At 59.8% G+C, this 24,016-nt stretch carries 16 protein-coding genes; 7 read left to right on the forward strand and 9 right to left on the reverse strand.

The window, feature by feature from the left end; translation table 11 throughout:
• Positions 1–11: 11 nt before the first annotated feature.
• Positions 12–2,063: a transketolase gene (gene tkt, locus C0V97_RS14500; protein WP_127103291.1), complete on the reverse strand. Its 2,052-nt coding sequence runs from the start codon at positions 2,061–2,063 to the stop codon at positions 12–14.
• Positions 2,064–2,597: 534 nt separating this feature from the next.
• On the opposite strand from tkt, the gene C0V97_RS14505 reads away from it, so the two are divergent.
• A complete protein-coding gene (locus C0V97_RS14505) occupies positions 2,598–3,941 on the forward strand; it encodes an MFS transporter (RefSeq protein ID WP_127103292.1) in 1,344 nt (447 codons plus the stop codon).
• Positions 3,942–4,333: 392 nt separating this feature from the next.
• Positions 4,334–7,429 (forward strand): TonB-dependent siderophore receptor, encoded by a 3,096-nt coding sequence (locus C0V97_RS14510; protein WP_233582196.1) that lies wholly within the window; start codon positions 4,334–4,336, stop codon positions 7,427–7,429.
• A gap of 216 nt (positions 7,430–7,645) precedes the next feature.
• Here the strand turns inward: C0V97_RS14510 and C0V97_RS14515 are convergent, their stop codons facing one another.
• The 7 genes from C0V97_RS14515 to C0V97_RS14545 form a co-directional block, all read right to left on the reverse strand.
• Positions 7,646–8,380: a class II aldolase/adducin family protein gene (locus tag C0V97_RS14515; protein WP_127103293.1), complete on the reverse strand. Its 735-nt coding sequence runs from the start codon at positions 8,378–8,380 to the stop codon at positions 7,646–7,648.
• Entirely contained in the window at positions 8,377–9,411 is a 1,035-nt protein-coding gene (locus tag C0V97_RS14520) for an isopenicillin N synthase family oxygenase (protein ID WP_127103294.1), read from the reverse strand. Before C0V97_RS14520 ends, C0V97_RS14515 begins: the two co-directional genes overlap by 4 nt.
• Before the next feature lies 1 nt (position 9,412).
• Positions 9,413–10,288 (reverse strand): sugar phosphate isomerase/epimerase, encoded by an 876-nt coding sequence (locus C0V97_RS14525; RefSeq protein ID WP_233582197.1) that lies wholly within the window; start codon positions 10,286–10,288, stop codon positions 9,413–9,415.
• 12 nt (positions 10,289–10,300) lie between these two features.
• Positions 10,301–12,532 carry a TonB-dependent receptor gene (locus tag C0V97_RS14530; RefSeq protein ID WP_127103325.1) on the reverse strand — a complete coding sequence of 744 codons (2,232 nt, stop codon included), beginning with the start codon at positions 12,530–12,532 and terminating at the stop codon, positions 10,301–10,303.
• A gap of 278 nt (positions 12,533–12,810) precedes the next feature.
• The gene (locus C0V97_RS14535; RefSeq protein ID WP_127103295.1) at positions 12,811–13,572 is read right to left on the reverse strand and encodes an amino acid ABC transporter ATP-binding protein; all 762 of its coding nucleotides are present in this window, start codon (positions 13,570–13,572) and stop codon (positions 12,811–12,813) included.
• The gene (locus C0V97_RS14540) at positions 13,562–15,142 is read right to left on the reverse strand and encodes an ABC transporter substrate-binding protein/permease (RefSeq protein ID WP_127103296.1); all 1,581 of its coding nucleotides are present in this window, start codon (positions 15,140–15,142) and stop codon (positions 13,562–13,564) included. Before C0V97_RS14540 ends, C0V97_RS14535 begins: the two co-directional genes overlap by 11 nt.
• Complete coding sequence (locus C0V97_RS14545) at positions 15,142–16,083, reverse strand: LysR family transcriptional regulator (protein ID WP_127103326.1); 942 nt, start codon at positions 16,081–16,083, stop codon at positions 15,142–15,144. The genes C0V97_RS14540 and C0V97_RS14545 overlap by 1 nt, the downstream gene beginning before the upstream one ends.
• Positions 16,084–16,356: 273 nt before the next feature.
• Here C0V97_RS14545 and C0V97_RS14550 point away from each other — a divergent pair, with 273 nt between their 5' ends.
• From C0V97_RS14550 to C0V97_RS14565, 4 genes are all read left to right on the forward strand, one after another.
• Positions 16,357–17,223, forward strand: a complete 867-nt coding sequence (locus C0V97_RS14550; RefSeq protein ID WP_127103297.1) for a dimethylarginine dimethylaminohydrolase family protein — start codon at positions 16,357–16,359, stop codon at positions 17,221–17,223.
• Positions 17,224–17,284: 61 nt separating this feature from the next.
• A complete protein-coding gene (locus tag C0V97_RS14555; protein WP_127103298.1) occupies positions 17,285–18,235 on the forward strand; it encodes a glyoxylate/hydroxypyruvate reductase A in 951 nt (316 codons plus the stop codon).
• 89 nt (positions 18,236–18,324) lie between these two features.
• Positions 18,325–19,053 carry a glycosyltransferase family 25 protein gene (locus tag C0V97_RS14560; RefSeq protein ID WP_127103299.1) on the forward strand — a complete coding sequence of 243 codons (729 nt, stop codon included), beginning with the start codon at positions 18,325–18,327 and terminating at the stop codon, positions 19,051–19,053.
• 146 nt (positions 19,054–19,199) lie between these two features.
• Complete coding sequence (locus C0V97_RS14565) at positions 19,200–20,969, forward strand: methyl-accepting chemotaxis protein (RefSeq protein WP_127103300.1); 1,770 nt, start codon at positions 19,200–19,202, stop codon at positions 20,967–20,969.
• Between the two features lie 50 nt (positions 20,970–21,019).
• On the opposite strand, the gene C0V97_RS14570 is transcribed toward C0V97_RS14565, so the two are convergent.
• Positions 21,020–21,859 (reverse strand): MurR/RpiR family transcriptional regulator, encoded by an 840-nt coding sequence (locus tag C0V97_RS14570; protein WP_127103301.1) that lies wholly within the window; start codon positions 21,857–21,859, stop codon positions 21,020–21,022.
• 210 nt (positions 21,860–22,069) lie between these two features.
• On the opposite strand from C0V97_RS14570, the gene iolC reads away from it, so the two are divergent.
• Positions 22,070–23,995 (forward strand): 5-dehydro-2-deoxygluconokinase, encoded by a 1,926-nt coding sequence (iolC, locus tag C0V97_RS14575; protein ID WP_127103302.1) that lies wholly within the window; start codon positions 22,070–22,072, stop codon positions 23,993–23,995.
• Positions 23,996–24,016 lie beyond the last annotated feature (21 nt).

Genomic DNA, 24,016 nt, shown 5'->3' on the forward strand with positions numbered 1-24,016 from the left:
AAAAAGGAAGATCAGGCCTTGGCGCGAGCGGCGTGACGGGCAAGAAGCGCTTCTGCACGGGCAACCACATTGTCAGTCGTGAAGCCAAAATGACGGAAGAGATCCTCGGCAGGGCCGGACTCGCCAAAGCCTGTCATGCCGATCACGTCGCCATCGAGCCCGACATAGCGCGCCCAGTAGAGGGTGCTGGCGGCTTCGATGGCGATACGGGCGCGCATGCCGTCGGGCAGAACGCTCTCACGATAGCCTGCATCCTGCGCATCGAAGGTTTCGGGTGAGGGCATGGAAACGACGCGTACGGCGATGTTGCGCGCACGCAGGGCCCGAGCGGAGTCGAGGGCCAGGGTCATTTCCGAGCCAGTGGCGATCAGGATCAGATCCGGTGTGCCCGCGCAGTCGGAGAGGATATAGCCACCGCGCCAGGCATCGCGCAGCTGCGAAGCAGTGCGTTCCTGCTGTTTGAGCGGCAGGCGCGACAGTGAGAAGGCGGTGGGGCCATCGAGACGTTCGAGCGCACTGACCCAGGCAATGGCGGTTTCCACTTGGTCGCAGGGACGCCAGGTGACCATGTTCGGGGTCTGACGCAGCGAGGCCAGTTGTTCCACAGGCTGGTGGGTAGGGCCGTCTTCGCCCAGTCCGATGGAGTCATGGGTGTAGACCAGCACCTGACGCTGCTTCATCAGCGCGGCCATACGCACGGCATTACGCGCATATTCCATGAACATCAGGAAGGTGGCGGTGTAGGGCATGAGACCGCCATGCAGCGCGATGCCGTTGGCCATGGCGACCATGCCGAATTCGCGCACACCGTAATCGACATAATTTCCGGCAGGGTCGAAGCAGACCGAGGAAGAGCCGGACCAGCGCGTCAGGCAACTCGGTGTGATATCGGCGCAGCCTCCAAACATCTCAGGTAGATGGGGGGCGAAAGCCTCGATGGCATTCTGCGAGGCCTTGCGGGACGCGATGTCTTTCGGTGCGGCCTGGAGTGCGGCGACGAAATCGCGAGAAAGCTTGTCCCAGCCCTGAGGAAAAGCCCTGTTCTGGCGACGGATAAATTCGGCGGCCAGCTCGGGATATTCGTCGCGATAACGCGTGAACAGATCATTCCAGGCAGATTCAGCCGCCGCGCCCGCCGGGCGGTGATCCCAGTCAAGGGCGATAGCCTCGGGGATCTCGAAGGCGGGTGCGGTCCAGTTCAGACGGGCCCGGATCTTCGCAATTTCATCGGCCGGGAGGACGCCACCATGCACTTTATGCGTGCCGGCATAACCCTCGGAGCAGCCCTGACCGATGGTGGTGCGACAGATGATCAGGCTCGGGCGTACAGTTTCGGCGCGGGCGGCATTCAGGGCGGTCAGCACGGCATCGGGGTCGTGACCGTCGATCTCACCGATCACCTGCCAGTTATACGCCTCGAAGCGCTTGCGCGTGTCATCCGTATAGACGCCCTCGATCGGCCCGTCATTGGTGACCATGTTGCGGTCATAGATGGTGATCAGCTTGCCGAGTCCGAGGGTGCCTGCCAGCGCGCAGGCCTCGTGGGAGATCCCTTCCATCAGGCAGCCCTCGCCGACATAGGCATAGGTGTGATGGTCGACGATGGGCAGCTTCGGGCGGTTGAACTGCGCGGCCAGAGTCTTTTCGGCCAGCGCCATGCCCACGGCGTTGGCGATACCCTGACCCAGCGGGCCGGTGGTGGTTTCGATACCGGGGGCATAGCCGAATTCAGGATGGCCGGGCGTTCTGGAATGGAGCTGGCGAAACTGTTTGATGTCTTCGATGCCAAGGTCGAACCCGCTCAGATGCAGCAGGGCATAGAGCAGCATCGAGCCGTGACCATTCGAATAGACGAAGCGATCGCGATTGGACCAGGCGGGATTGGCGGGGTTGTATCGCATGACGTCGCGCCACAGCACTTCGGAAATATCGGCCATGCCCATGGGCGTGCCGGGATGGCCCGACTGCGCCTTGAAAATGGCATCGATCGCCAGGATGCGAATGGCATTGGCGCGTTGCGTTCGTGTGCTTGTGGGAGATGCGATTTCGGGATGTGTGGTCATGAGGGGGAAGCCTCTCACTGTATCCGGCATGACGATGGAAAATGTTAGATTCGCCGGGTGAAATGATATGTATTAAACTCTGTTCATGATCGGGGTTTGGCAAAGTATGACAGTCACCTATTTTGTTAAAAAAGGCGAATATTTAACATGCCTCATTCATGGTAACTAACAGTGAGATACGATACAGAGAGAGCGTAGATAAATCATAATGATGTGATCATCATGAGGCGAATCAGTCCGTAATCCATAAGTCTATAAATCTCATGATTACCTATAGAGGAGATAGTTCCATTCAAGATTACGTCATGAACGGCTCTGGTATCCTCGTATGTTCCTAATATGTTCCTATATCAACCCATTAAAAAACGTTTATCATACCAAGGTTTTCAGGATGAACGTCTCATACGAACAAGAGCCTTGGTATCTATAACTCTTTTTTGTGATTTGCAGGGGCGCATCGAGCCGCGCAAAGGAGGACGGGCCAGGCACGCTGCAGGACAGCAAGAGGCCTTTTTGAGACGCAGGAGAAACACGATGGCAGGCGGGACATTCGTCGGAGGGGCACGGTCCGCAACCGACACTTTGCCAGACATTGAGCCACAGACGGCTTTCGGACGCTTCATCTCATGGGCAGGTATCCCGCCCATCATGATCTGGGGTTTTATCGGCACGCTGCTCTTCATGATCGGCGATGGCGTGGAAAGTGGTTATCTGTCGCCTTATCTCGTTTCGCTCGGGTTTCAGGAGCATGACGTTGCTGGTCTCTTCACCATCTATGGTCTGACGGCGGCAGTCTCTGCCTGGGCATCGGGTGCCCTGTCCGACATGTGGGGCAGCCGCAAGGTCATGCTCGTTGGTCTGGCTATCTGGATCGTTTTTCAGATCGGGTTTCTCGGCTTTGCCCTGCCGTCAAAATCCTGGACGTTGATCACGCTGTTCTATGGTCTGCGTGGCTTCGGTTATCCGCTCTTTGCCTTCGGCTTCCTCGTCTGGGTTGTGAACACGGCGCCCGTCCAGAAGCTCGGCTCGGCTGTCGGCTGGTTCTGGTTCTGCTTCACGGCCGGTCTGCCTACGTTGGGCACCACCATTGCCGGTGTTCTGCTGCCCATGATCGGTGGCTACGCCACGCTGTGGGTTGCGCTTACCTTCGTCGTCTTTGGCGGTGCTCTGGCCCTGCTCGGCATGAACCGCGTTCCCCGCGTCGAAACCGGAAACAAGGGAGCTATCAAGACCCTGTTCATGTCCCTGGCCATCGGGTGGCAGCGTCCCAAAGTTGGTATTGGCTGCATCGTGCGCGCCATCAACACCTCTGCCGAGTTCGGCTTCCTGGTGTTCATGCCGCTGTATTTCACCCACACGCTTGGCTTCACCATGGGGCAGTGGCTGGCCGTACTTCAGGCCATCTTCATCAGCAACATCTTCTTCAACCTGTTCCTCGGCATTGTGAGTGACAAGCTGAGCTGGCGTTACACGACCATGATCATGGGTGGCATTGGCTCGACCCTCAGCACCATGGCGCTTTATTTCGCCCCCACCATGCTGGGTCCTGATCACCTGTTCATCGTCATGATCGCCGGTGCTTTTTACGGCATGACCCTGGCAGGCTACGTGCCGCTGTCGGCCCTGATGCCCTATCTGGCTCCCGAGAACAAAGCCGCTGCCATGTCCCTGCTGAACCTCGGCGCTGGTGCCAGCGTCTGGATCGGCCCGGCCATCGTCTACATCTTCGAGCCCGCCTTCGGTGTGTTCGGTGTGATGGTTGTCTACTCCATCATCTACTTCATCAGTGCGATCCTGACCTACTTCCTGAAGCTCGACGCGGAGGTGGAAGCCCATCTCCACGCGACCCGTGCTTCGGCCAAGGGGTTCAGCCACTGAGCGACCAGCTTCCTTCTTGAGACAAGGAAGAGAAAGGCGGGGCGAAAAGCCCCGCTTTTTTTGTGCCTGTGCTCATCCGGCCAAACGTTGAACCGTTAATGGCCTTCGCGCAGGTCGTTAACGATTATCGGATAGGAGATTCGCGGGATTTTGAGGCGGCTCCTGACCGGGACCAAAAGGGCCTCCGTGACACAGAGTATCGCAACACACTGAAATACCTGCTTTTCTGTCGTGTAACTGACCGTGCAGCACTGTGACATTATTGCACAGCATCCGTCAAACTATGTAATAAATGTGTAACCAATCTTGCGGGGGTTAACGAAGGGCCGTTACGTCTTGGGAACGTTGCGATGCGCTCTATCGCAGATTAACCCATTTTGACGGAACGCCCTATGACGCCGCTCCCCAGAGAGACGCACGAAGCCGGTCGCCATGACCCGATCGTCGCCCCGTCAACCCGCCGCAAGCGATCCCTTGCCACGGGATTGATGAGTGCTACGGCCTGTATCGCCCTGTTGCATTTCGTCAGCGACGCACAGGCACAGACTGTATACGCGCCTGAAACATCAACAATCCCCGCCAATGCAGCCAAGGCGCCTGCCCGCAGCAAGGTGAAGGTCCCTGCCCAGAGCCGCTCGATGCGCGCCAAGGCTGTTTCGGCTCCCGTTGCGGATGCTCCTGCAGCCTCGCGCCCGGAAACCATCATGGTGACGGGCTCGCTGTTCCGCGATCCGAACACGAGCAGCGCCTCGCCGATCACCCACATCACCATGAAGGACATGCAGCAGCGCGGCATCAAGACCGTGACCGATGCGCTGCAGCTTCTGTCCTCCAACGGTGCAGGCAATCTGACCAATGCCTGGTCGGCGGGCGGTGGCTTTGCCGCTGGTGCCTCGGCCCCGTCGCTCCGCGGTCTCAGCACGGATTCGACCCTGGTCCTCATGGATGGTCAGCGTCTGTCCTATTATCCGCTGGCCGATGACGGCGAGCGCAACTTCGTTGACACCAACTGGATGCCGCAATCGATTATGCAGGGCGTGGACGTGCTGCAGGATGGCGGATCGGCAACCTATGGTGCCGACGCCGTTGCTGGTGTGGTCAACATGATCACCCGCAAGGAAATCAAGGGTTTCGAAGGCAATGCCGAAGGTGGCCTGACGCAGCGCGGCGATGCCGGGCATCAGCGCCTGTACGCGACATGGGGTCATGGTGACCTGCATCGTGACGGCTACAACTTCTACATCAACTCGGAATATCAACAGGACGACCCGCTCTATTACCGTCAGCTCAATGCGCCATATAATAATGGTGACCTGACAGGGATCGGTGGCAGCAACGGGAACGATAACATCGTCTCGGGTGGCGCGATCACCAATTTTGCGCCGTCGACCGTAGCGCTCGTGCGTCCGGTAACAGGAACCGGCACCAATACGGCGCCCTGGTCGCTTCTGAACCAGCAGGCGGGCTGCCGTGGCCTCGATGGTCTGGTCACAGGAACTGTTGGCGGAAGCACTGGCATAAGCCAGGCCTGCTCGTGGAATACACAGAAATACGCCCAGGTCGCGCCTGATCTGCGTCGCGTCAGTGCCACGGCGCACTTCACGGCCAATGTCACCGAGCGTTCACAGCTGACAGCTATGTTCACCTGGTCCCAGGCGCGTTCCATCATCACCGGTACGCCCTACTCGACCTATGGCGGCACGTCCTACAGCCAGGCGAAGCTGGCGACGGCGCAGAATACCTATCTGCCCGTTTATCTGGCTGATGGCTCGCTGAACCCCAACAACCCTTATGCTGCATTGGGTGAGCAGGCTCAGGTCAATTATCGCTTTGGCGATCTGATCCCGACCACCATGGATACGAGCCAGAACTTCCGTGGTTCGGTGCGCTATAATGGCTGGCATCCGTCGCGCTGGGGTTCGGACTGGAATTACGACGTCAACTTCGTTGGCATGAACACGCTGCTGAACCAGACGATCACGGGCGTGCCGACCATCTCCGGCATCCAGAACGCAATCACCAGCGGCAGCTACAATTTCGTCGATCCGTCGCAGAATTCGCAATCGGTGCTGAACTCCATCGCGCCGCGTAATGTCATCAATGCGCGCACACAGGAATATTCAGGCGAAGCCACGCTCAGCAAGGGTCTGTTCCACCTGCCGGGTGGTATGGCCAAGCTCGCCATCGGCGGCAACATCCGTTACGAAGCCTTGAACGATCCGAACGCCAACCCGCTCGATACGGCCAATCCGGCCAACCAGTACACCAGCTATATCAACCCGGTGAACGCTCAGGGCAGTCGTTGGGTCGAGTCAGGTTTTTTCCAGGCTGAGGCGCCGATCGTTAAAATGCTGAGCGCCGATGCCTCGGGCCGTTACGATCATTATTCAGAAGGCTTCAGCCATTTCTCGCCGAAATTCGGTGTGCAGTTCAAGCCGACCGAAAAGCTGACCCTGCGTGGCACGTTCCAGAAGGGCTTCCGCGTTCCCAGCTTTGCTGAAACAGGCGGGTCGAATGTGGGCTACACCACCTACACGCCCAACAATGCCAATTTCATCAGCCAGCATCTGAACGCCAACGGTACGCCCAATAACTACGCCCAGAACTACTACATCGGTTCGAATACGGCTGGTAACCCGAACCTGCGCCCGGAAACCTCGACCAATTTCTCGGGTGGTCCGATCTTCCGCCCGACCCGTTGGCTGACCCTGATGGCGGATTATTACTATATCCGCAAAAACCACTATATTGCGCCCAACCCCGTTGGCACCACCAACGTGGCGAACGCCTATCTCGCAGGTGAAACCCTGCCGACGGGTGTGACGGTTACGCCGGATATTGCCGACCCGCAGAACCCCACCGGTCAGCTGCGCCCCGGCATCATCAATCTGGGCTATGTCAACACGAACAAGCTCGTGACTGACGGTTTTGACCTGTCCTTCGAAGCCAACACGCAGCTTCCCGGCGTGTTTCGTGAAGTCCATTGGTACAGCAAGGGTACGGCGACCTTCGTTCGTCGCATGAACCTGACCAATCCGGATGGCTCGGTCTATCGCTTTGCCGGAACGCTCGGGCCGTATGGTGCGGTTTCGGCCTCGGGAACGCCCCGTTGGCGCGCCAACTGGTCCAATACGCTGGCATGGCGCAAGCTGGCTGTGACGCCGACGGTTTACTACACCAGCGGCTATCGCACGACGGCTGAAGACCAGACCGGATCTGGCACGGCAGGGAATTGCGCGGATGCGCTCCAGTCGAGCAGCTTCGTTCCGCTGGGCCAGTGCAAGGTCAAGGGCTTCTGGGATGTCGACCTGACGGTGAACTACCAGTTCAATCGCCGTTGGAGCGCCTATGCCAACGTCTACAACCTGCTCGGCTTCAAATCGCCTTACGATTTCGGCACCTATGGCGGTTACCTGTACAACTCTTCCTGGACCCAGAACGGTGTCGTTCTGCGCTCCTTCCAGTTCGGCGTGAAGGTCGTTCTCTGATCTTTCCAAACGTCTGACAGGAAAAACCCTCCGGGCCTTGCGGTCCGGAGGGTTTTTTACGTTATGGGCCACTCTCAGGCTTTGAGCGCCTTCCAGACGGTCAGGATATGAGCCATGGGAAGCGTCCCATGGTATGTGCTTTCGGACGGGCGCCTCGTGACGGCGACCAACCTCGGAAAGGTTTCCCCATGCCCGGCAAAGGGCGCGTTCGCCGGCTCAGTCCCTGTAGTCAGGCTGTTCGCGGTCCAGCTTGCGGCGCAGGGCTTTCCAGATCATCTGACCCTGATCAGGGTCGGACTCGAATTGCTTGCGTGCACGCAGTACCTCGGCCTCGCTCGGGCAGTGCAGCCTTGCGCCGGTCGATTGCGCGGCCAGTTGCACACGGCAGGCCTGTTCCAGATAATACATGCGATAGAAGGCCTGAGCCACGGTGCTGCCAATGGTCAGCAGGCCGTGATTCTGCAGGATCAGCCCCATATGGTCGCCCAGATCGCGCACCAGACGCTCGCGCTCACTCAGATTGTCGTCTGCCGCAATGCCCTCATAGGGGTGAAACCCGATGCGCCCGTAGAACTCCATATTGATCTGGTTCAGGGGCAGGATGCCCTCTTCCTGCGCGGCAATGGCCATGCCCGCCAGAGTATGGCTATGCATCACGCAGTCCGCCTCGGGATGGGCGCGATGTACGGCGGAATGAATCACGAAGCCAGCGGGATTGACCGGCCAGCTCGTCTCCTGCTGGGGGTGCCCTTCTGAATCTACCACCACGAGCGAGCTTGCCGTGATCTCCTCGAAAAGCAGACCATAAGGATTGACCAGAAAACGATGCCCCTCTCCGGGCAGACGCACGGAGAGATGGGTGTAGACCATGTCGGTCAGGCCGAACTGCGCGTAGAGCCGATAGGCGGCAGCCAGTTCCTCGCGCAGTTCCTTCTCGGTCCGCGTGGTCATGCGGTCACTCCCGTCTTGCTGAAATGCCCGAACGTGTTCGTGCGTCGCGTTCCCTCGGGCAAGCTGATTTCGCCGCGCTCGCGTTTGGCGATGAGATAGGAATAGGTCTGCATGGCCTGCGCCCACATGTGATCGCCGATCTTCACCGCCTCATAGGCCGTGTCGCCCTTCTCGAAAGCGGGGAGGGGGCGGATTTCGTGATGATAATCGCAGGCATAGAAAAGCGGGAAGGAATAGCGTTCCTCCTTCACGCTCCGGACCCTATGGGCGGTGGCGACAAAGGCGCCCGCCGTCATCATTTCGAGCATATCGCCGATATTGACCACGAAACTCCCCGGAATGGGCGGCGCGTCGATCCACTCACCCTTGCCATTCAGCACCTCCAGACCCGGCTGGTCGGCCAGCAGAATGGTAAAGCACTCATAATCCGTATGCGCACCAATGCCCGGAGCGTCATGGGCCTCGCCATCGAAGGGATAATGGATCATGCGCAGTTTTGAGGGAGGGAACTGCGCCACATCGTCGAAACTATGTTCATCAAGCCCCAGCGCGAGGGCGAAACCACGAAACAACACACGCCCCAGCTCGAAAACGGCCTTGTAATAGGCGCTTGCCCGTTCGCGGAACAGCGGGATTTCGGGCCAGTCATTCGGACCGAGAAGCGGCGTTCCGGACTGGACCAGAGGGTGATCGGCAGGAACCTCGAAGCCGATATCGAAGGCTTCCTTATGGTCGGGTCGGGATTTGTTGTAGATTTCCTCCCCTTCCGGAACGAAGCCCTTATGAGAGGCGGAACTCCCGATATAGCGCTTCATTTTCTCCTCCAGAGGCTGGGAGAAGAAATCCTTCGCGGCCTGGCGCAGATCGGCGATCAGTTCGGGTGCAACGCGATGACCGGCAATATAGAAGAACCCGATCTTGCTGGCCGCTTCGTGCAGCGCCGCCGCCACTTTCTGACGATCGGTCTTGTCTGCCGAATACAGCCCGGCAATATCGATCACCGGAATGGACGTGAACGTCTCTTCTGTCATGTCAGGACTCTCCTGCTGAAGCGGGGAAGCACCCCGCGAAGGATCTGACCTGATCCTGCCTGAGCCAGTCATTCATGGCGTGGCGGTCGGCAAGGGGCAGATCGGTGAAGGGCAAGGTATGGGTGTAGCCATCGGGGCCACATTCCGGTGTCAGCGTCGTTACAGCGTAGCCGCGAGCGCGCTGTGACACCCAGATCCGGCGCCAGAAATCGCGGTGAAAATCGAGTGCGGCGCGATTTTCAGGTGCCGCGGGATGCGAAACCTGCGGTCCCTGATCATAGCCCACGCGCGCCTGAACGTGATGCACGCGCGTGATGAAAGCGCTGAAATCATCGCAGGGGTCATCGAGCAGTCTTTCGCAGCCCACCACCCAATGGCTGATATCGGCGGTAAACAGCGCCTCGGGTATCTGCGCGAGAACATCGAGCGTCATCCAGGGCGTGGCGCAGAGCCGGGCACGATGGGTCTCGAAGCTGAGCGTCAGCCCGTGCTTTTGCCCCAGGTGCAAGGCACGACCGATGAATTCGGCCTGAAGCGCAGCATTCCAGCGATCATTGCCGCCCAGCACGTTCACGAAGCGGGGGGAGAGGAGCGCGGCGCGCCCAAGAGCCTCATCCAGATCGGCCAGATGGTCGTCCAGCGTCGCGCTCTGGCGGGGGATGACCCCGCCGCCGGTCAGGGCAATGGCGATATAGGGGCATTCTGCGTCGCGCAGTGCCATGCGACGGGCTGAGAGGTTTTCCGGTTCCGGGATACGCGCCTCGATACCGTCATAGCCTCGACGATGGGCGTCGGCGATGACGGTATCCCAGGGGCGGAGATCGCCCCAGAGTGTCAGGAAGCTGTCGAGGCGCATCGGCGTGTCGTCTCCCGTCATGCTCGTGTCGGATCAGAAATTATAGCGCAGATCGCAGCCGATCCAGCGCGGCGTCTGAAGGAACTGCACGCGTGAATTATCCGACCCGGTGAAGGAATAGGTGTTGCCGTGGTTGTTGAGCATGTTGTCGACATAGACGGCAGCCGTCCATTTGCCGGTTTTCGGCCCCACTTCCATCCGCATCCCGAAAGAGCTGATCTTGTCGGTCACGCCATTGGGGTCGCCCAGAGCCACAAGCATATTGTCCTTCCAGGTATAGCTGGTCTGGAGCGTCATACGATAGGCGCGGGGCAGGTCGATGCCATAACGTGCCACGGCATTCCAGGAGAAGCGCGGGGCAAAAGGCAGCACCGAATGAGCGGTAACGGAGGAGAGCAGCGGCAGACCGCCAATATCATTCACCGCATTGGTCGCCTGCGCATCGAGATAGGCAAAGGAGCCGCGCAGATCGAGATTGGGGATCAGATCATGCAGCGTGCTCGACAATTCACCGCCACGGGTACGGGCTCGGGGGATGGGCCCGAGGCTGAGCGAGGTGATGTTCATGGGCATTTCGGCCACGAACAGCGTCTGACGGTTGTGATATTCGTAGTCGAACAGCGCGCCTTCGATCTGCACATGGTTGTGCAGCAGGCTTGTCTTGGCGCCGACTTCGTAAGCGATCATGTTTTCAGGACGCACATAATCAAGCGCCTGAGGGGCAGAGACAGGGGCCGCAAAATAGGCGCCCGCCTTGTAGCCGTTTGAAATGGTGGCATAGACCTGTGTGCCGGGCATGATGGTGTAGCGCAGCCCCACGCGCCCTGTCAGACGGGCATAGGAATGGGTGGTGTCGAGGCGTGAGAGATAGGCACCCTTGCTCGTCAGCGCGCCAGCATCGTCGATCGTGCCGCCATTGAAGCCACGATCATCCCAGGAGAAACGGCCCGAGGCGATGAAATCGAGGTTCCGCAGCACATTGGTGACCGTGTTGATATAGAGCCCGGTCGAGACATTCTGCTGCACGAAGCGATCCGTCAGATTGCCGTTGGGCACGCCGAGCAGAAAGGAGCGGTAACTCGTATAGGCCCCGTTGATCTTGTCCCAGGATTCGTAGACGCCCACCGTCAGGTGGAAGCGCTTTGCCAGATCCATCCTGAGATGCATGTCATGGGACTGGGCGAGGGACGTGTCGTTCCAGTGATAATCACCGACATTGATTGATTCACCATCGTAATTATCATAATCGCTGCGACGGAAGGCGTCGAACGCAGTGGTCGAGACGAACTGCCCCCAGTTGAAATCATGCGTGTAATTGATCGAGACACCGCCGCCATTCTCGTTGCGGCCCACACGGTTCGTGCCCACATTGACCGCGTTATAGGCGGCGTTCGGCCCCACACCCACCGTTCCGGTCGGAAAGCCGTTGACCGCATCGCCATCCGTATCCTGCGGCGACATCGAAATACCCTTGTCGCGCGTGTAGTGGATATTCAGCAGCAGGCTGGAACGGTCATCGATCAGAAAGCGCGTGAGATTGCGCAAGCCCAGCTGATCCTGCGAGCCATAGCGCTTGTTCGTGTGGATATCGCGCTGCCAGCCATCGCCATTGATATAGGAAAAGGCGGTGCGGTTCTGGATACGGTCGGTAATCGGCACATTGATCGCTGCGCTCGCCGTGTTGGTACCATAGCTGCTATAGCCCCAATCCACATAGCCGCCGAATTTGCCATCAGGCTTGACCGTCTCGACCGCAATGTTCCCACCTGTTGAACTGCGCCCGTAATCGAATCCCTGCGGCCCCTTCTCGACGGCGACGGACTGGGTGTCGAACATTTGCCCCGTATAGAACACGGGATAGGGGGCAAAGACGCCGTCCTGATAGATGCCGATACCGCCCATGTTATTGCCGGTATAATCGTCGAGCCCGATCCCGCGGATCGAGAAGACAGGCGTGCTGCCCGAAGTGGCATTCACGCCGGTAAGGCCCGGCGTATAGGCCGCAATATCCTTGGGGCTGGTGATGTGCAGTTCCTGCAACTCGCGGCCACTCAGCACATTGACCGTCGCAGCCGTGGTCAGGAAGCGCTGCGCCCGCGAGCCCGTGACCTGAATGGCCTCCGGGTCGGAGTGAGGCGCAGCCCGGTGCCGGGGACGGGCGCCGCGCTGCGGCGCATGAGCGGCTCGGGACGATGCAGCGCGGTGAGCGGCATTGTTCTGCGTCGTGACACTTGGCGTGGTGGCCGCATGGGCCACACCGCCCATACAGGGCGCGTTCAACCCCGAGCCAACCAGTACGATTCCGGCGGAGAGCGAAAGCGCCGTGCTGGTCAGGCGGCGAAATCCTTTGGGCAGGCGCGTCATCATGAAAAGGACTCCCGTCAGTGGCTTCCCTGTCATTGAAGAGGCGAAACGACATCATGGTCGATTGAAAAAAACCAAACCTCACTTTGTCATATCGTTACCCTTTCGGCTGAGTATTTGTAATTTGACGCAAGGCACGCCCCCGGCCTGCAAGGCACGCCCCGTGCCTCTCGTCCCGCTCAGCTGTGATGGATCATCTGGTCCAGAAACTGGCGCGCACGCGCGCTCTGCGGCGCGGTAAAGAATTCCTCGGGGGGTGAGGCTTCGAGCACGACGCCCTTGTCCATAAAGACGACGCGATCAGCGATGTGACGGGCAAAGCCCATTTCATGGGTGACACAGATGGTGGTGATCCGGCGCTCGGCCAGACTGTCGATGATCCCGATCACGCCCTTGATGGCCTCAGGATCCAGAGCAGCGGTGGGCTCGTCGAAGAGGATGATATCGGGGGCCATGCACAAGGCGCGCGCAATCGCGACGCGCTGCTGCTGTCCGCCTGAAAGCTGGATCGGGTATTTATCGGCCTGTTCACCGATACCGACCTGATCCAGATAGGCACGCGCGAGGCTTTCGGTCGCATCGCGATGGGCCTTGCGCACCAGACGCGGGGCCAGAATGCAGTTTTCCAGCACGGTCAGATGCGGGAACAGATTGTAGTTCTGGAACACCATGCCCACCGCCCCGCGCAGCAAAGGCAGGCTGGTCTTGTCGTCAATCACCTCGCCATCGATCATCAGCACACCGCTATCATGCGGCTCAATCCGGTTGAGCGTGCGGATGAAGGTCGATTTTCCCGAGCCCGAAGGGCCGAGCACGACGATCTTCTCCCCATGGGCAATATCGAGGCTGATTCGGTCCAGAGCCAGAAACTCGCCGTAGAATTTGCTGAGCTTGCGCAGGCTGAGCGCGCATTCCGGATCGGGGGGCAGATTATGCAGCATGGCGCGACGCCTCCGTTCCGTTCGATAGGCTCTCGATACGCGGCCCGGCTTTCCTGCCGGAACCGGCGCGACTGGCCCAGACGAAACGGGTCTCGATGCGTTTTTGCAGATGCAGAAACGCGAAGACCATGGCCAGATAATAGACCAGTGCCGCAGCGTAATACTCGGTGAATTCGAAGCTGCGCGCCACCTGGACCTGCGTGATGAAAAGCAGTTCCTGCAAGGAGATGACCGAGGCGAGCGAGGTTGTCTTGAGCAGGGAGATGAACTCGTTGATGGTGGGCGGCAGGGCCACGCGCAATGCCTGCGGGAATATCACGTGGCGGTAGATTTGCGACGGACTCATGCCCAGAGCCTGCCCGCCCGCCAGCTGACCCGGATCGATGGCGCTCAATGCGGCACGGTTGATCTCGACCTGATAGGCCGATTCATTGATCGAAAGGCAGATCCAGGTGGCCAGGAACGGCGAGAACCAGCCTTCACGAAATATGGGAAAGAACTGCGGCAATGCATTCCAGATGAACAGCAATTGCAGCAGGGTCGGCGCGCCCCGGAATACGGCGACATAGGCGCGCAGAAAAGGATGCCAGAGGGAGCGCGGTGCGTTGAGCTTGAGCGCGATGGGAATGGAAATCACGATGGCGGCGGCATGGGAGGCCAACGCAATGACCAGTGTCATCACGGCGCCTTTGAGAAAGGCCATGGAAAACAGCGCCGAAAAAAAGGTGGTGGTGTTAAAGCGCGGCCTTTCGCTCGTCACGCCGAGGGCGGCGCGCGCGGCGCTGCCCACATTCCATTTCTTCTCGAGGGCCGTGATTTTGCCCTGTCTCTTCAGCGTGTCGATGGCAGCGGCCAGAAGCGCCTTGTCCTGACCGGAGCGGCGCAGATAGAGCGCGAACTCGGAATAGCCCGGCAGGCTGGGGCTGAAGATCACGTGCAGTTTCCCGCCAAGCTGGGCCTGACGATAGAAAAGCTCGACATCCTGACTGAGGAAATTCTGCGAGCGCCCGACAAGCACCTGCTGCACCACCTGATCCTCGCTCGGATATTGCTGCAGGGCGATGGGGGGCTCGCCGCGCGCGACCAGGGTCTGGTTGATCTCCTCGATACGGGCCGCGTAGCTGGTCCCGGATTCGACGGCGAGGCTCTGGCCAGCCAGAGCCTCGAAGCTCGTGACTGGCGCAATCTGGCTTGGGGCCACGATCACGGGCGAGGTGTCGAGATAGGCAACGGCATCAAAAAGACGTTCGCGTGCCGCCTGCTTCAGCACCCCGCTGATGACCAGACTGCACCGCCCGGCGGCCAGACTGGGGAACAGCCCCGTGAAATCCATGGTCTTGAAGGTGACTTGCACATGCCACAGCGCACCGAGCTCCCTGGCCAGTGCGATATCGAACCCGTCAATCGCCGAGAGATCCGCCCCGTTGACAAAGGTCATGGGCGGCAGGGTCGGATTGGTGCAGACACTCAAGGTGTTGTTTTCGATGAAGGAAGGGCGCTCCTGCGCCCGGACGGAGGCACTCGACAAAAGGGCTGCGAGGCAGAGGAACAGGCAAGGCAGGAGCCGCATCAGCATGTCTCTTCGAGAATGGAGCGGAATGTTTCGGCCATGAGACCGTTTTCCGGCGTGGGGCGTATCAGGAAATAGAAATGATTGACCAGATGCAGGTCATTGAAACGGATATGACGCAACCGGTCCTGCTGGACCATCTGGGTGACGAACAGCTCCGGCAGGAACCCGACATACATGCCTGACAGGATCAGCAGCGCACGAGAATCGATGTTCTCGGCTTTCGCGGCAAAATTCATGGCGGGGCGCAATTCGTCCCAGCGCGGGGAAGAGGCGGCATCGCTCACGCTGATCATGCGCGCCTGAGCGAGCGCGTCGACATCGATGGCTTCTTCGGGCATGTCGAAAAGAGGGTGGCGCGAGCCGCAATAGAGATTGGACCGCTCGCTGAACAGGGCGGTCGCTTCCATTTCCGGCTGCTGATGGGGGTAGAGCGTGATCCCTGCGGTTGCCGTGCCGTTGCGAACGGCGAACTCGACATCGCGTGTCGAGGCGGAGCGCACATCCAGTTCGACCGCCGGATAACGGCTCGTAAAGATCTGTATGGCGCGCAGAAGCGCCGTCTCCCCATGGAACTGGATGTTATCGGGCAGATACAGGCAGAAGCGGCCCGACAAGGTGCCGCTCACGTCATTGATCCGCTGCTGGAACAGATCGAGATCGTTGAACAGGCGCGCGGTGGCATCCAGCACGCCTTCGCCTTCTCTGGTAAGGGCAAAGCCCGCTCTCCCCCGATGGCAAAGGACCATGCTCAGGCGGTTTTCCAGCGCGGCGATATCGATGCTGATGGAGGATTTGCTCTTGCCCAGTGCCAGCTCGGCCGCGGCAAACCCGCCATGCTGCGCCACGCAGGCAAAGACCCTAAGCAGCCGCAGATCGACTTCCGCGATACGGCCCTGAAACCCGCTGGCACGGGGCAGGCGTCGGGGCTGGTTGGGCATACGCGCACGGGACAAAGGCAGGAATCCTGATTCAGACAGCATGATATGATATCCCCCCTGTCATCGTGATCAACCTGCCCTTTTCGATTGCCCATCCTGTGGGATGACGGTTTCCTCGAGCAGTATGGCGGGGTTTGTCGCGTCTTTTAATTTATGAAACGCCAAACCAAACTCCATCTCATTATGATTGAGCAATGGCGTGCAGCCCCCTAGCGTTCCTCCTGCCCGTTCGAGGCCTTTCATTCCTGCCTGATAGATCAAGGGGAGCCGCGCATGACCGCCAATCGCTGGTTTGTCGATAGTGAAACCGGAACGCTGACGGATGTGCTGCTGTGCCCACCCGATTTCTACAGCTGGAACCCAAGTAACGATATCGCCATACGCAGCCTCGCCAGTGGCGCGCGCCCCGACCCGGCAAGGCTGCGCGCGCAATTCGATGGCCTTGTGGCCGTGCTGCAGGAGGCGGGGGTTCATTGCCACTTCCTGACGCCGAAGGAAGGGCAGATCTATCAGGTCTATACCCGCGATTCCTCCCAGACCACGCCCTGGGGCACGGTGGTCACGCGCCTGATGCGCCCCGAGCGCCAGCCCGAAAGCGAGGGGATCGAGGAATTTTACGGCGAGGATGAAATCATTGGTCGCTGCACCCAAGGCTATGTCGAAGGCGGAGATATCCATATCATCCGCCCGGGTCTGGTCGTGGTCGGTGTGAGCGGGGGACGCACCGATGTAACAGGCGCGCAGGAATTCCTGAAGCCGTTCGAGGCGGCGGGATGGACCTGCCGCATGATCCATTTCCCCGAGCATTTCCTGCATCTCGATGTCATCTTCACCATGGTGTCCGCTGGGCTGGCCATTGGCGTGACCGACGTGCTGGAGGATGAGGACCTGGCCTGGTTCGAGGCGCAGGGCATCCGGATCCTGCCGGTAAGCTACAAGGAAGCCATGCGGGACATGGCCTGCAACGTGCTGGCTCTGGGCGACGGCCGCGTGGTCAGCCCCCGTCATTCGCGCCGGGTCAACGCGCTGCTGCGAGATCATGGGCTGACGGTTTATGAGCCCGAACTCGACCAGTTTTCCCAGGGGGGCGGCAGCATTCATTGCATGACGATGCCGCTCAGACGTGCCAGTCTGGCCTGATCCGCCGCAAGGTCTTCGGGCCGGAAACCCGGTGCGATTCCGGGAACAGGAGAGACAGATCATGGCCCCAAGGCTGATAATCAGTGCGGATGGACCCGAGGCTTATGCGGGGTGGCGCGATTCCTTTGCGCAGCATGCTCCGGAAATCGACATCCTCTCCTGGTTCGATGCCCAGACCCCGCGAGAGGAGGCGCAGTATGCGCTGGTCTGGGAAGCCGATGATCATGATCTGCGGGCCATGCATCACATGCGGGGCATCCTCTGCACGGGCGCTGGCGTGAACCATCTGGTGAGCAGTCCGGATTTTCCCCACCATGTGCCTCTGGTGCGTATGGGGGGCGGCGATACCGGAGCGCTCATGGCCGATTACGTGCTCTGGGCCTGCATGACCCTTCTGCGCGATGCACGCACTTGGGCATTGCAGCAGGAGCGTCATGTCTGGGCGCGCAACCTGGTCTCGCGCACCTCTGCCAGCACGCATGTGACGGTGCTGGGCTATGGGCAGATCGGCTCGGTCGTAGCGCAGAGACTGGCGCGGGCAGGGTTCCGGGTTACGGCCTGGCGTCGCGCTTCGGGTGAGACCCGCGATGGCGAGGTTCGGCTCCTCGGCGGTGAGGAGGGGTTTGCTTCTGCCCTGGCTGGCACCGATCTGCTGGTCAATCTGCTGCCAAGCACGCCCCAGACCCGCCAGATCCTGAACCACGGGAGCCTGTCGCTGCTCAAGCGCGGAGCAGGGCTCATCAATGTCGGGCGCGGCGATCATCTGGTCGAGGCCGATCTGCTGGCTCTGCTGGAGGCGGGACATCTTGCCGGGGCCGTGCTCGATGTCGTTGCGCAGGAGCCGCTCTCACCGGTCTCGCCTCTTTGGGATCATCCTGCTATCACGCTCACGCCCCATGTCGCCTCCGAAGCGTCGCGCGAGGCGCAGGTGCGCTATCTGGCCCAGAGTATCGCCCAGCTTGAACGCGGCGAAATGCCTGCGCTTCTTTTCGACCATCAGCGCGGTTACTGAAACCCTGCGCCTCGCCCTCACGGCCTGTTTTGCAGGGGGAAAAGCCCGGATGTGATAAGCCATCTCGCCGAACAGGAGGGGGGGAGATCATGCGTAAACTGGTCATCAACAGGGCCTGCGATACGGCGCGTCTAAGCGCATTCCTGGCCAGCAATGCGCATATTGCGTCGATCGAGCGCGTGGAGGGTACGGAGGGCGCAAGCGTTCCGCTGGCGAGTCTCGTTGAACGCGGCATGGCCGATCCGGGGCTGGTCTATACGCCGGGCGCCATCGGGGCGGCCCTGTCTCATCTTGGCCTGTGGAGCCGGGCGGTACAGCAGGGCGAGCCCTTGATGATTTTCGAAGATGACGCCTTGCTCTGCCAGAATTTCGAGACAGAGAGCACCAGGCTGATCGCGACCTTGCCCCCGGACTGGGACATCGCGCTGCTGGGCTATAATTTCAACGCGCCCATCACGCTGGATGCGCTTCCTGGCGTCACCCGAAGCGTCGTGACGCTTGATGAAAAGCGCATGCAGAAAAACGCTGCTTTCTTCCCTCTACAGGACCGCCACGCGAGTTTCTTCCGGCTGCTGCAGGGGTTCGGGCTTTGCGCCTACGCCATTTCACCCAAAGGCGCGCGCCGTCTTCTGGAATGCTGCCTGCCATTACGCGCACAGGAATATCAGCAACTCGGTCTGGACCGTATGGTGCGCAATGTCGGCATAGACGTCGTAACATCCTATTATTTCAGCCAGATCGACGCTTATGGTGCTTTTCCGCCACTCGCCATTTCGCCGAATGAGAGCGGGACTTCAACAACGAAGAAACGTCTGTAAGAAGCCACAGTTTAGCTTCGGAATCTGAATGCTCCCCTCAGCGGGGCGCATGAAATATCGTTGAGGCCAAGTTTCTTAACTATTAGGAAATACTCTGATTCCTAGTCAGTTCCAGAGAGGCATTCTGCGCTCGGACTGGTGATGCGATGATGAAAAATATCAAGATACTCGGAAAGCTGACACTCTCATTCTCCGTCATTGTCGCGGTAGTGGTCGTTTTCTCCTTCATGGCGTTCCGCTCTCTCTCCGCAATACAGAAGGCGGATCGGGAAAATGATCAGGCTCAGCAAACAATCACAGGGCTGAATGATCTTCTCGACATACTCGTTGAAAGTCAGAATGCCATGCGCGGGTACGTCGCGAGCGCCAATGGTCAGTTTATCGGGCGTATCAGCGGGTATCAGGCTGAGATCGGTCCGCTGATGGCGCGGCTTGCCAGAGACCTGCCGCCCGACCTGATCGAGCGGGATTACCGCCCGCTTGCCGCCTCGATCGACAGTTTCACGAGCCAGTTGACAGCGACGGTTCGCGCAATGTCCGACTCCGCTCAAATTCCTCAGGTGCGTGTGAATGTTGCCAACACCGCGAGACTTACCGCGATACGCCGCTATGTAGGGGATCTGATCAAGGCAGAGCGCAACACGGTGGCACAGCGGAGTGCCGCGGCAGCTCACGCCTATAAAACCGGAGTGCTAACACTGTTATTGGGCGGGGCGCTCACAACCCTCATTGCAATCCTCATGGGGGTTGGTCTTATGCGTGCGCTGGCATCGCCTGTTGTCAGAATGACCGGTGTCATGAAGGCGCTCGCGACCGGGGATCAGTCGATTTCGGTGCCGGGTGCTGAACGTGGGGATGAGATCGGAACGATGGCCAAAGCCCTGGAGGTTTTCAGGCGTGCCGTTATCCAGAAGGCTGAACTCGAGGCGGAGGCCGAGAGAGCGAGGCGTGCTCAGGAGGCCGAACGACAGGAGCGTCAAGCAGAAGCTGAGAAATCCGCGAGGCAGTTGAGAGAGGCGACAGATAGTCTGGCAGCAGGGTTGGCGCGCATGGCGACCGGGGATCTTTCTGTTCAGATCGACCATCGTTTTTCTGAGCAACTCGAACCCTTGCGCGCCGATTTTAACCGCTCTGTCCAGCAATTGTCCCAGGTTCTTGCCACGGTTTCCGGCTCGGCAGTCAGTATTGGCAATTCGACCGAAGAATTGGCGACAGCCTCCGACAATCTTTCGCGTCGCACCGAGCAGCAGGCGGCCTCGCTCGAGGAGACGGCGGCCGCCCTCGTCAAGATTACGCAGCGCGTCCATGAAACCACTGAGGAAACCCGGAACGCTCATCAGGTGATCGCGGCATCGAAGGCGGATGCCGAGCACGCCGAATCTGTGGTCTCGCGCGCCATGGAGGCCATGGGCAGAATAGACGGATCGTCCAAATCCATCGCTCATATCGTGACGATCATCAGCGATATCGCCTTCCAGACCAATATTCTGGCACTCAATGCGGGTGTCGAAGCTGCGCGGGCTGGCGAGACCGGTCGTGGCTTTGCCGTTGTCGCAGATGAGGTGCGCAATCTTGCGCATCGATCAGCCGAGGCAGTGAAAGAGATATCACTCCTGATTGCGAGTTCGACCGGTCAGGTCCAGGCCGGTGTTTCCTCCGTGCGGGAAACCGGCGATGCGCTTCAGAGGCTACTTGCACAGTTCAGCAAGACGAGCACGCTGGTGGCGAATATTGCCGATGCTGCCCGTGACCAGGCGACCAGTATTGGTGAACTGGATATTGCCATGCGCAGTATGGAACAGGTCACGCAGCATAATGCAGCCATTGCAGAGCAAAGCGCGGCTGCAAGTCGAAACCTCGCTTCCATGGCGGGCGGCTTGACAAGTCTTGTTCGGGAATTTGAACTGGCTGCCTGAGCGCTTTCATGCGCCGCAGATATGGGGCGTATCGGGAAATAGGGGGGGCTCTAGCCCCGTCTTTCTGCAATGGCGGCGGCCAGGGTCGAGACGAGCACCATCGAGGCGGCATTGGATCGGAAGCCCTGAAAATCCGCCTCATGCACTTCGAGCCACAGCCCCGATTGCGGGATGACAGGGCTCGCTGCGTTGTCCGTCATGCTGATAACTGGCACGTGGCGCGCTTCAAGCGCCTGAAACAGTTCGATCGTCCTGGGGGCATAGGCGGTATAGCTGAGCACGAGTGCGGCATCCTGCGCCCCGGCATGGCCGAAGCTCTCCTCCTCCATTCCGGTTTCCAGGCCGATGATCTGATGGTGTATATCGAGCTTTGCCAGAAGGTAGGACAGGTACCGTATGACCGGCATGGAGCGGCGTAGCCCCAGCAGATAGAGGCATTGCGCCTGGGCCAGTGTCGTGACCGCCGCTTCCAGCCTATCGGGTAGAAGATGCGCCTGCAGGGCTCGCAGGGAGTCGAGGGCCGCCTCGTAGAAGCCGTTGAAAATGACCGATGCTTCGAGTGGCTCCCCATCGACACGATGCAGCGCGTTGACCCGGTCGCGATAGGCGACATTGCGTACACGCAGCCTGTCTCTAAACACCGCCTGCATGTCCGAAAAACCCGCAAACCCAAGCGTGCGGGCGAAACGCACCACCGTCGAAGGCTGCACCCCGGCCTGTCCGGCCAAAGAGCTCACGGTGCCAAGCGCCACCTCATCGGGCGAAGCCGTCACGAAATCGGCAAGCTGGACCAGACGCTTGGGCAAATCGGCGTAGCAGCCGCGCAGACGCTGATGGAACGCATCGAAATCGGATTGGGTAGGCGAAGCGTCTTCAGGGAACTCGGTCAAGGTGGCGCAATCCAGAAAGGGAATGAATATTCCATATCAAAGCGAGGCGCCTCCGCGAAGGGCCCCGAACCGCAAGGGCGGGTCACCCGGAGCTTAATCACATCCCCGTGGGAAATTAAAGAATATTAGGGAATGTACGTTCTATGACGTGACCAAGAACAGAATGTATGTTCTTATCATAGGCAACGTAACATGCTGCAGGAGTCGGGGATGCGCGGACAGGATCTCGATATCATCGCAATAGGGCGTTCTTCGGTCGATCTGTACGGACAGCAGATTGGCGGCCGTCTGGAAGACATGGCGAGTTTCAGCAAGGCCGTGGGCGGATGCCCCGCCAATATTGCCATCGGCACCTCACGCCTCGGTCTGAAATCCGGGATCATCACCCGGGTGGGTCACGAGCATTTCGGCCGCTTCATCACCGAGCAGTTGCAGCGTGAAGGGGTTTGTACCGATGGCGTGCGCGTCGATCCCGATCGGTTTACGGCGCTGGCCATTCTGGGCGTACGTGACCGGGAGAATTTCCCGCTCCTGTTCTATCGCACCGATTGCGCCGATGCGGCTCTCGATGAGGATGATATCGATCCGGCGCTGATTGCGCGCACCAAAGCGGTCGTCGTAACCGGCACGCATTTTTCGCGCCCTGCCTCGGCCAGGGCACAGCGCAAGGCGATGGATCTCGTGCACGAACATGGCGGCAAGGTCGTGTTCGATGTGGATTATCGACCCAATCTCTGGGGGCTTGCCGGTATCGGGGACGGGGAATCACGCTATGTGAAATCCGAGAATGTCACCCGTCATCTCATGACGATCCTGCCTCATTGCGACCTGATCGTGGGTACGGAAGAAGAGCTGCATATTGCAGGCGGTAGCGAGGACACGCTTGAGGCCATTCGCGCCATACGGGCCGTGTCCGATGGGACCATCGTGTGCAAACGCGGCCCTATGGGCTGCGTCGTGTTCGAAGGGCCTATTCCGCAATCCCTGGAAGACGGTATTTCTGGCCCCGGTTTTCCGGTCGAGGTTTATAACACGCTGGGCGCAGGGGATGCTTTCATGTCCGGCTTCCTGCGTGGCTGGGTGCGCGGCGAGAAGATTGTCGAATGCTGCCGCTTCGCCAATGCCTGCGGTGCTTTTGCAGTGTCGCGTCTTCTCTGCTCGTCGGAAATCCCGACCTGGGAAGAGCTGAGCTATTTCCTGGAAAAGGGCAGCACCCATCGTGCCCTGCGCCGTGACGAGGCCATCAACCATCTTCACTGGGTCACGACGCGTCGCGCGCAGACCACGCCCATCATGGCGCTCGCTTGCGATCACCGTCTCCAGCTCGAGGAAATCGCGACAGCCGCCGGCGCTTCTTTCGACCGTATCCCGAAATTCAAGACGCTGGCAGTTGCGGCCGCAAAATCCGTGGCGCAGGGTCGGCCCGGCTTTGGGGTGTTCATGGACGGGCGCTACGGTCAGGACGCTTTGTTCGAAGCGTCTCATGCCGGGCTCTGGACCGCCCGCCCAATCGAGAAAACAGGGTCGCGCCCGCTCGATTTCGAATGTGGCGGCTCGATTGGGGCGCATCTGGTGGAATGGCCCGGCGAGCAGGTCATTAAATGCCTGTGCTTCTACCATCCCGATGACTCCGAAGAACTCAAGCAGCGTCAGGAACGTGAACTGATCCGCGCGCAGGATGCCTGCCGCAAGCTCGGCAAGGAAATCCTGATCGAGATCATCGCGGGCAAGAACGGCACCCTGACCTCGGAGACCGTCTCGTCCATTCTCTCGCGTCTCTACGATGTTGGGCTGCGTCCCGATTGGTGGAAGCTCGAGGGCCAGCGGGACCCCAAGGCCTGGGAAAAGATCGGCGCCGTCATTGAGGCGCGTGATCCGCATTGCCGTGGGGTCGTGATTTTGGGGCTCGATGCCCCGGCCGAGGAACTGATGGACGCCTTCAAGGCCTCGGCAGCCACGCCCTGGGTCAAGGGCTTCGCCATTGGCCGCACGATCTTCGCTCAGCCCGCACGGGACTGGCTGGCCGGCAAGACCAGTGACGACCAGGCCGTGGCCGAGATGGCCCGTCGGTTCCAAGCTTTCGTGAATGCCTGGGAGTCCCGCGATCAGGCGGTGCTTTCCGGGGCCAGCGCGTGACGTCAGGGAAAGAGTACACGG

Origin of the sequence: Asaia sp. W19, from assembly GCF_003994335.1 — a bacterium.
GTDB lineage: Bacteria > Pseudomonadota > Alphaproteobacteria > Acetobacterales > Acetobacteraceae > Asaia.

Coding starts and splice junctions, on each gene's coding strand:
- tkt (WP_127103291.1), bottom strand. CDS start 2,063: ATGACCACACATCCCGAAATCGCATCTCCCACAAGCACACGAACGCAA.
- C0V97_RS14505 (WP_127103292.1), top strand. CDS start 2,598: ATGGCAGGCGGGACATTCGTCGGAGGGGCACGGTCCGCAACCGACACT.
- C0V97_RS14510 (WP_233582196.1), top strand. CDS start 4,334: ATGACGCCGCTCCCCAGAGAGACGCACGAAGCCGGTCGCCATGACCCG.
- C0V97_RS14515 (WP_127103293.1), bottom strand. CDS start 8,380: ATGACCACGCGGACCGAGAAGGAACTGCGCGAGGAACTGGCTGCCGCC.
- C0V97_RS14520 (WP_127103294.1), bottom strand. CDS start 9,411: ATGACAGAAGAGACGTTCACGTCCATTCCGGTGATCGATATTGCCGGG.
- C0V97_RS14525 (WP_233582197.1), bottom strand. CDS start 10,288: ATGACGGGAGACGACACGCCGATGCGCCTCGACAGCTTCCTGACACTC.
- C0V97_RS14530 (WP_127103325.1), bottom strand. CDS start 12,532: ATGGGCGGTGTGGCCCATGCGGCCACCACGCCAAGTGTCACGACGCAG.
- C0V97_RS14535 (WP_127103295.1), bottom strand. CDS start 13,572: ATGCTGCATAATCTGCCCCCCGATCCGGAATGCGCGCTCAGCCTGCGC.
- C0V97_RS14540 (WP_127103296.1), bottom strand. CDS start 15,142: ATGCGGCTCCTGCCTTGCCTGTTCCTCTGCCTCGCAGCCCTTTTGTCG.
- C0V97_RS14545 (WP_127103326.1), bottom strand. CDS start 16,083: ATGCCCAACCAGCCCCGACGCCTGCCCCGTGCCAGCGGGTTTCAGGGC.
- C0V97_RS14550 (WP_127103297.1), top strand. CDS start 16,357: ATGACCGCCAATCGCTGGTTTGTCGATAGTGAAACCGGAACGCTGACG.
- C0V97_RS14555 (WP_127103298.1), top strand. CDS start 17,285: ATGGCCCCAAGGCTGATAATCAGTGCGGATGGACCCGAGGCTTATGCG.
- C0V97_RS14560 (WP_127103299.1), top strand. CDS start 18,325: ATGCGTAAACTGGTCATCAACAGGGCCTGCGATACGGCGCGTCTAAGC.
- C0V97_RS14565 (WP_127103300.1), top strand. CDS start 19,200: ATGATGAAAAATATCAAGATACTCGGAAAGCTGACACTCTCATTCTCC.
- iolC (WP_127103302.1), top strand. CDS start 22,070: ATGCGCGGACAGGATCTCGATATCATCGCAATAGGGCGTTCTTCGGTC.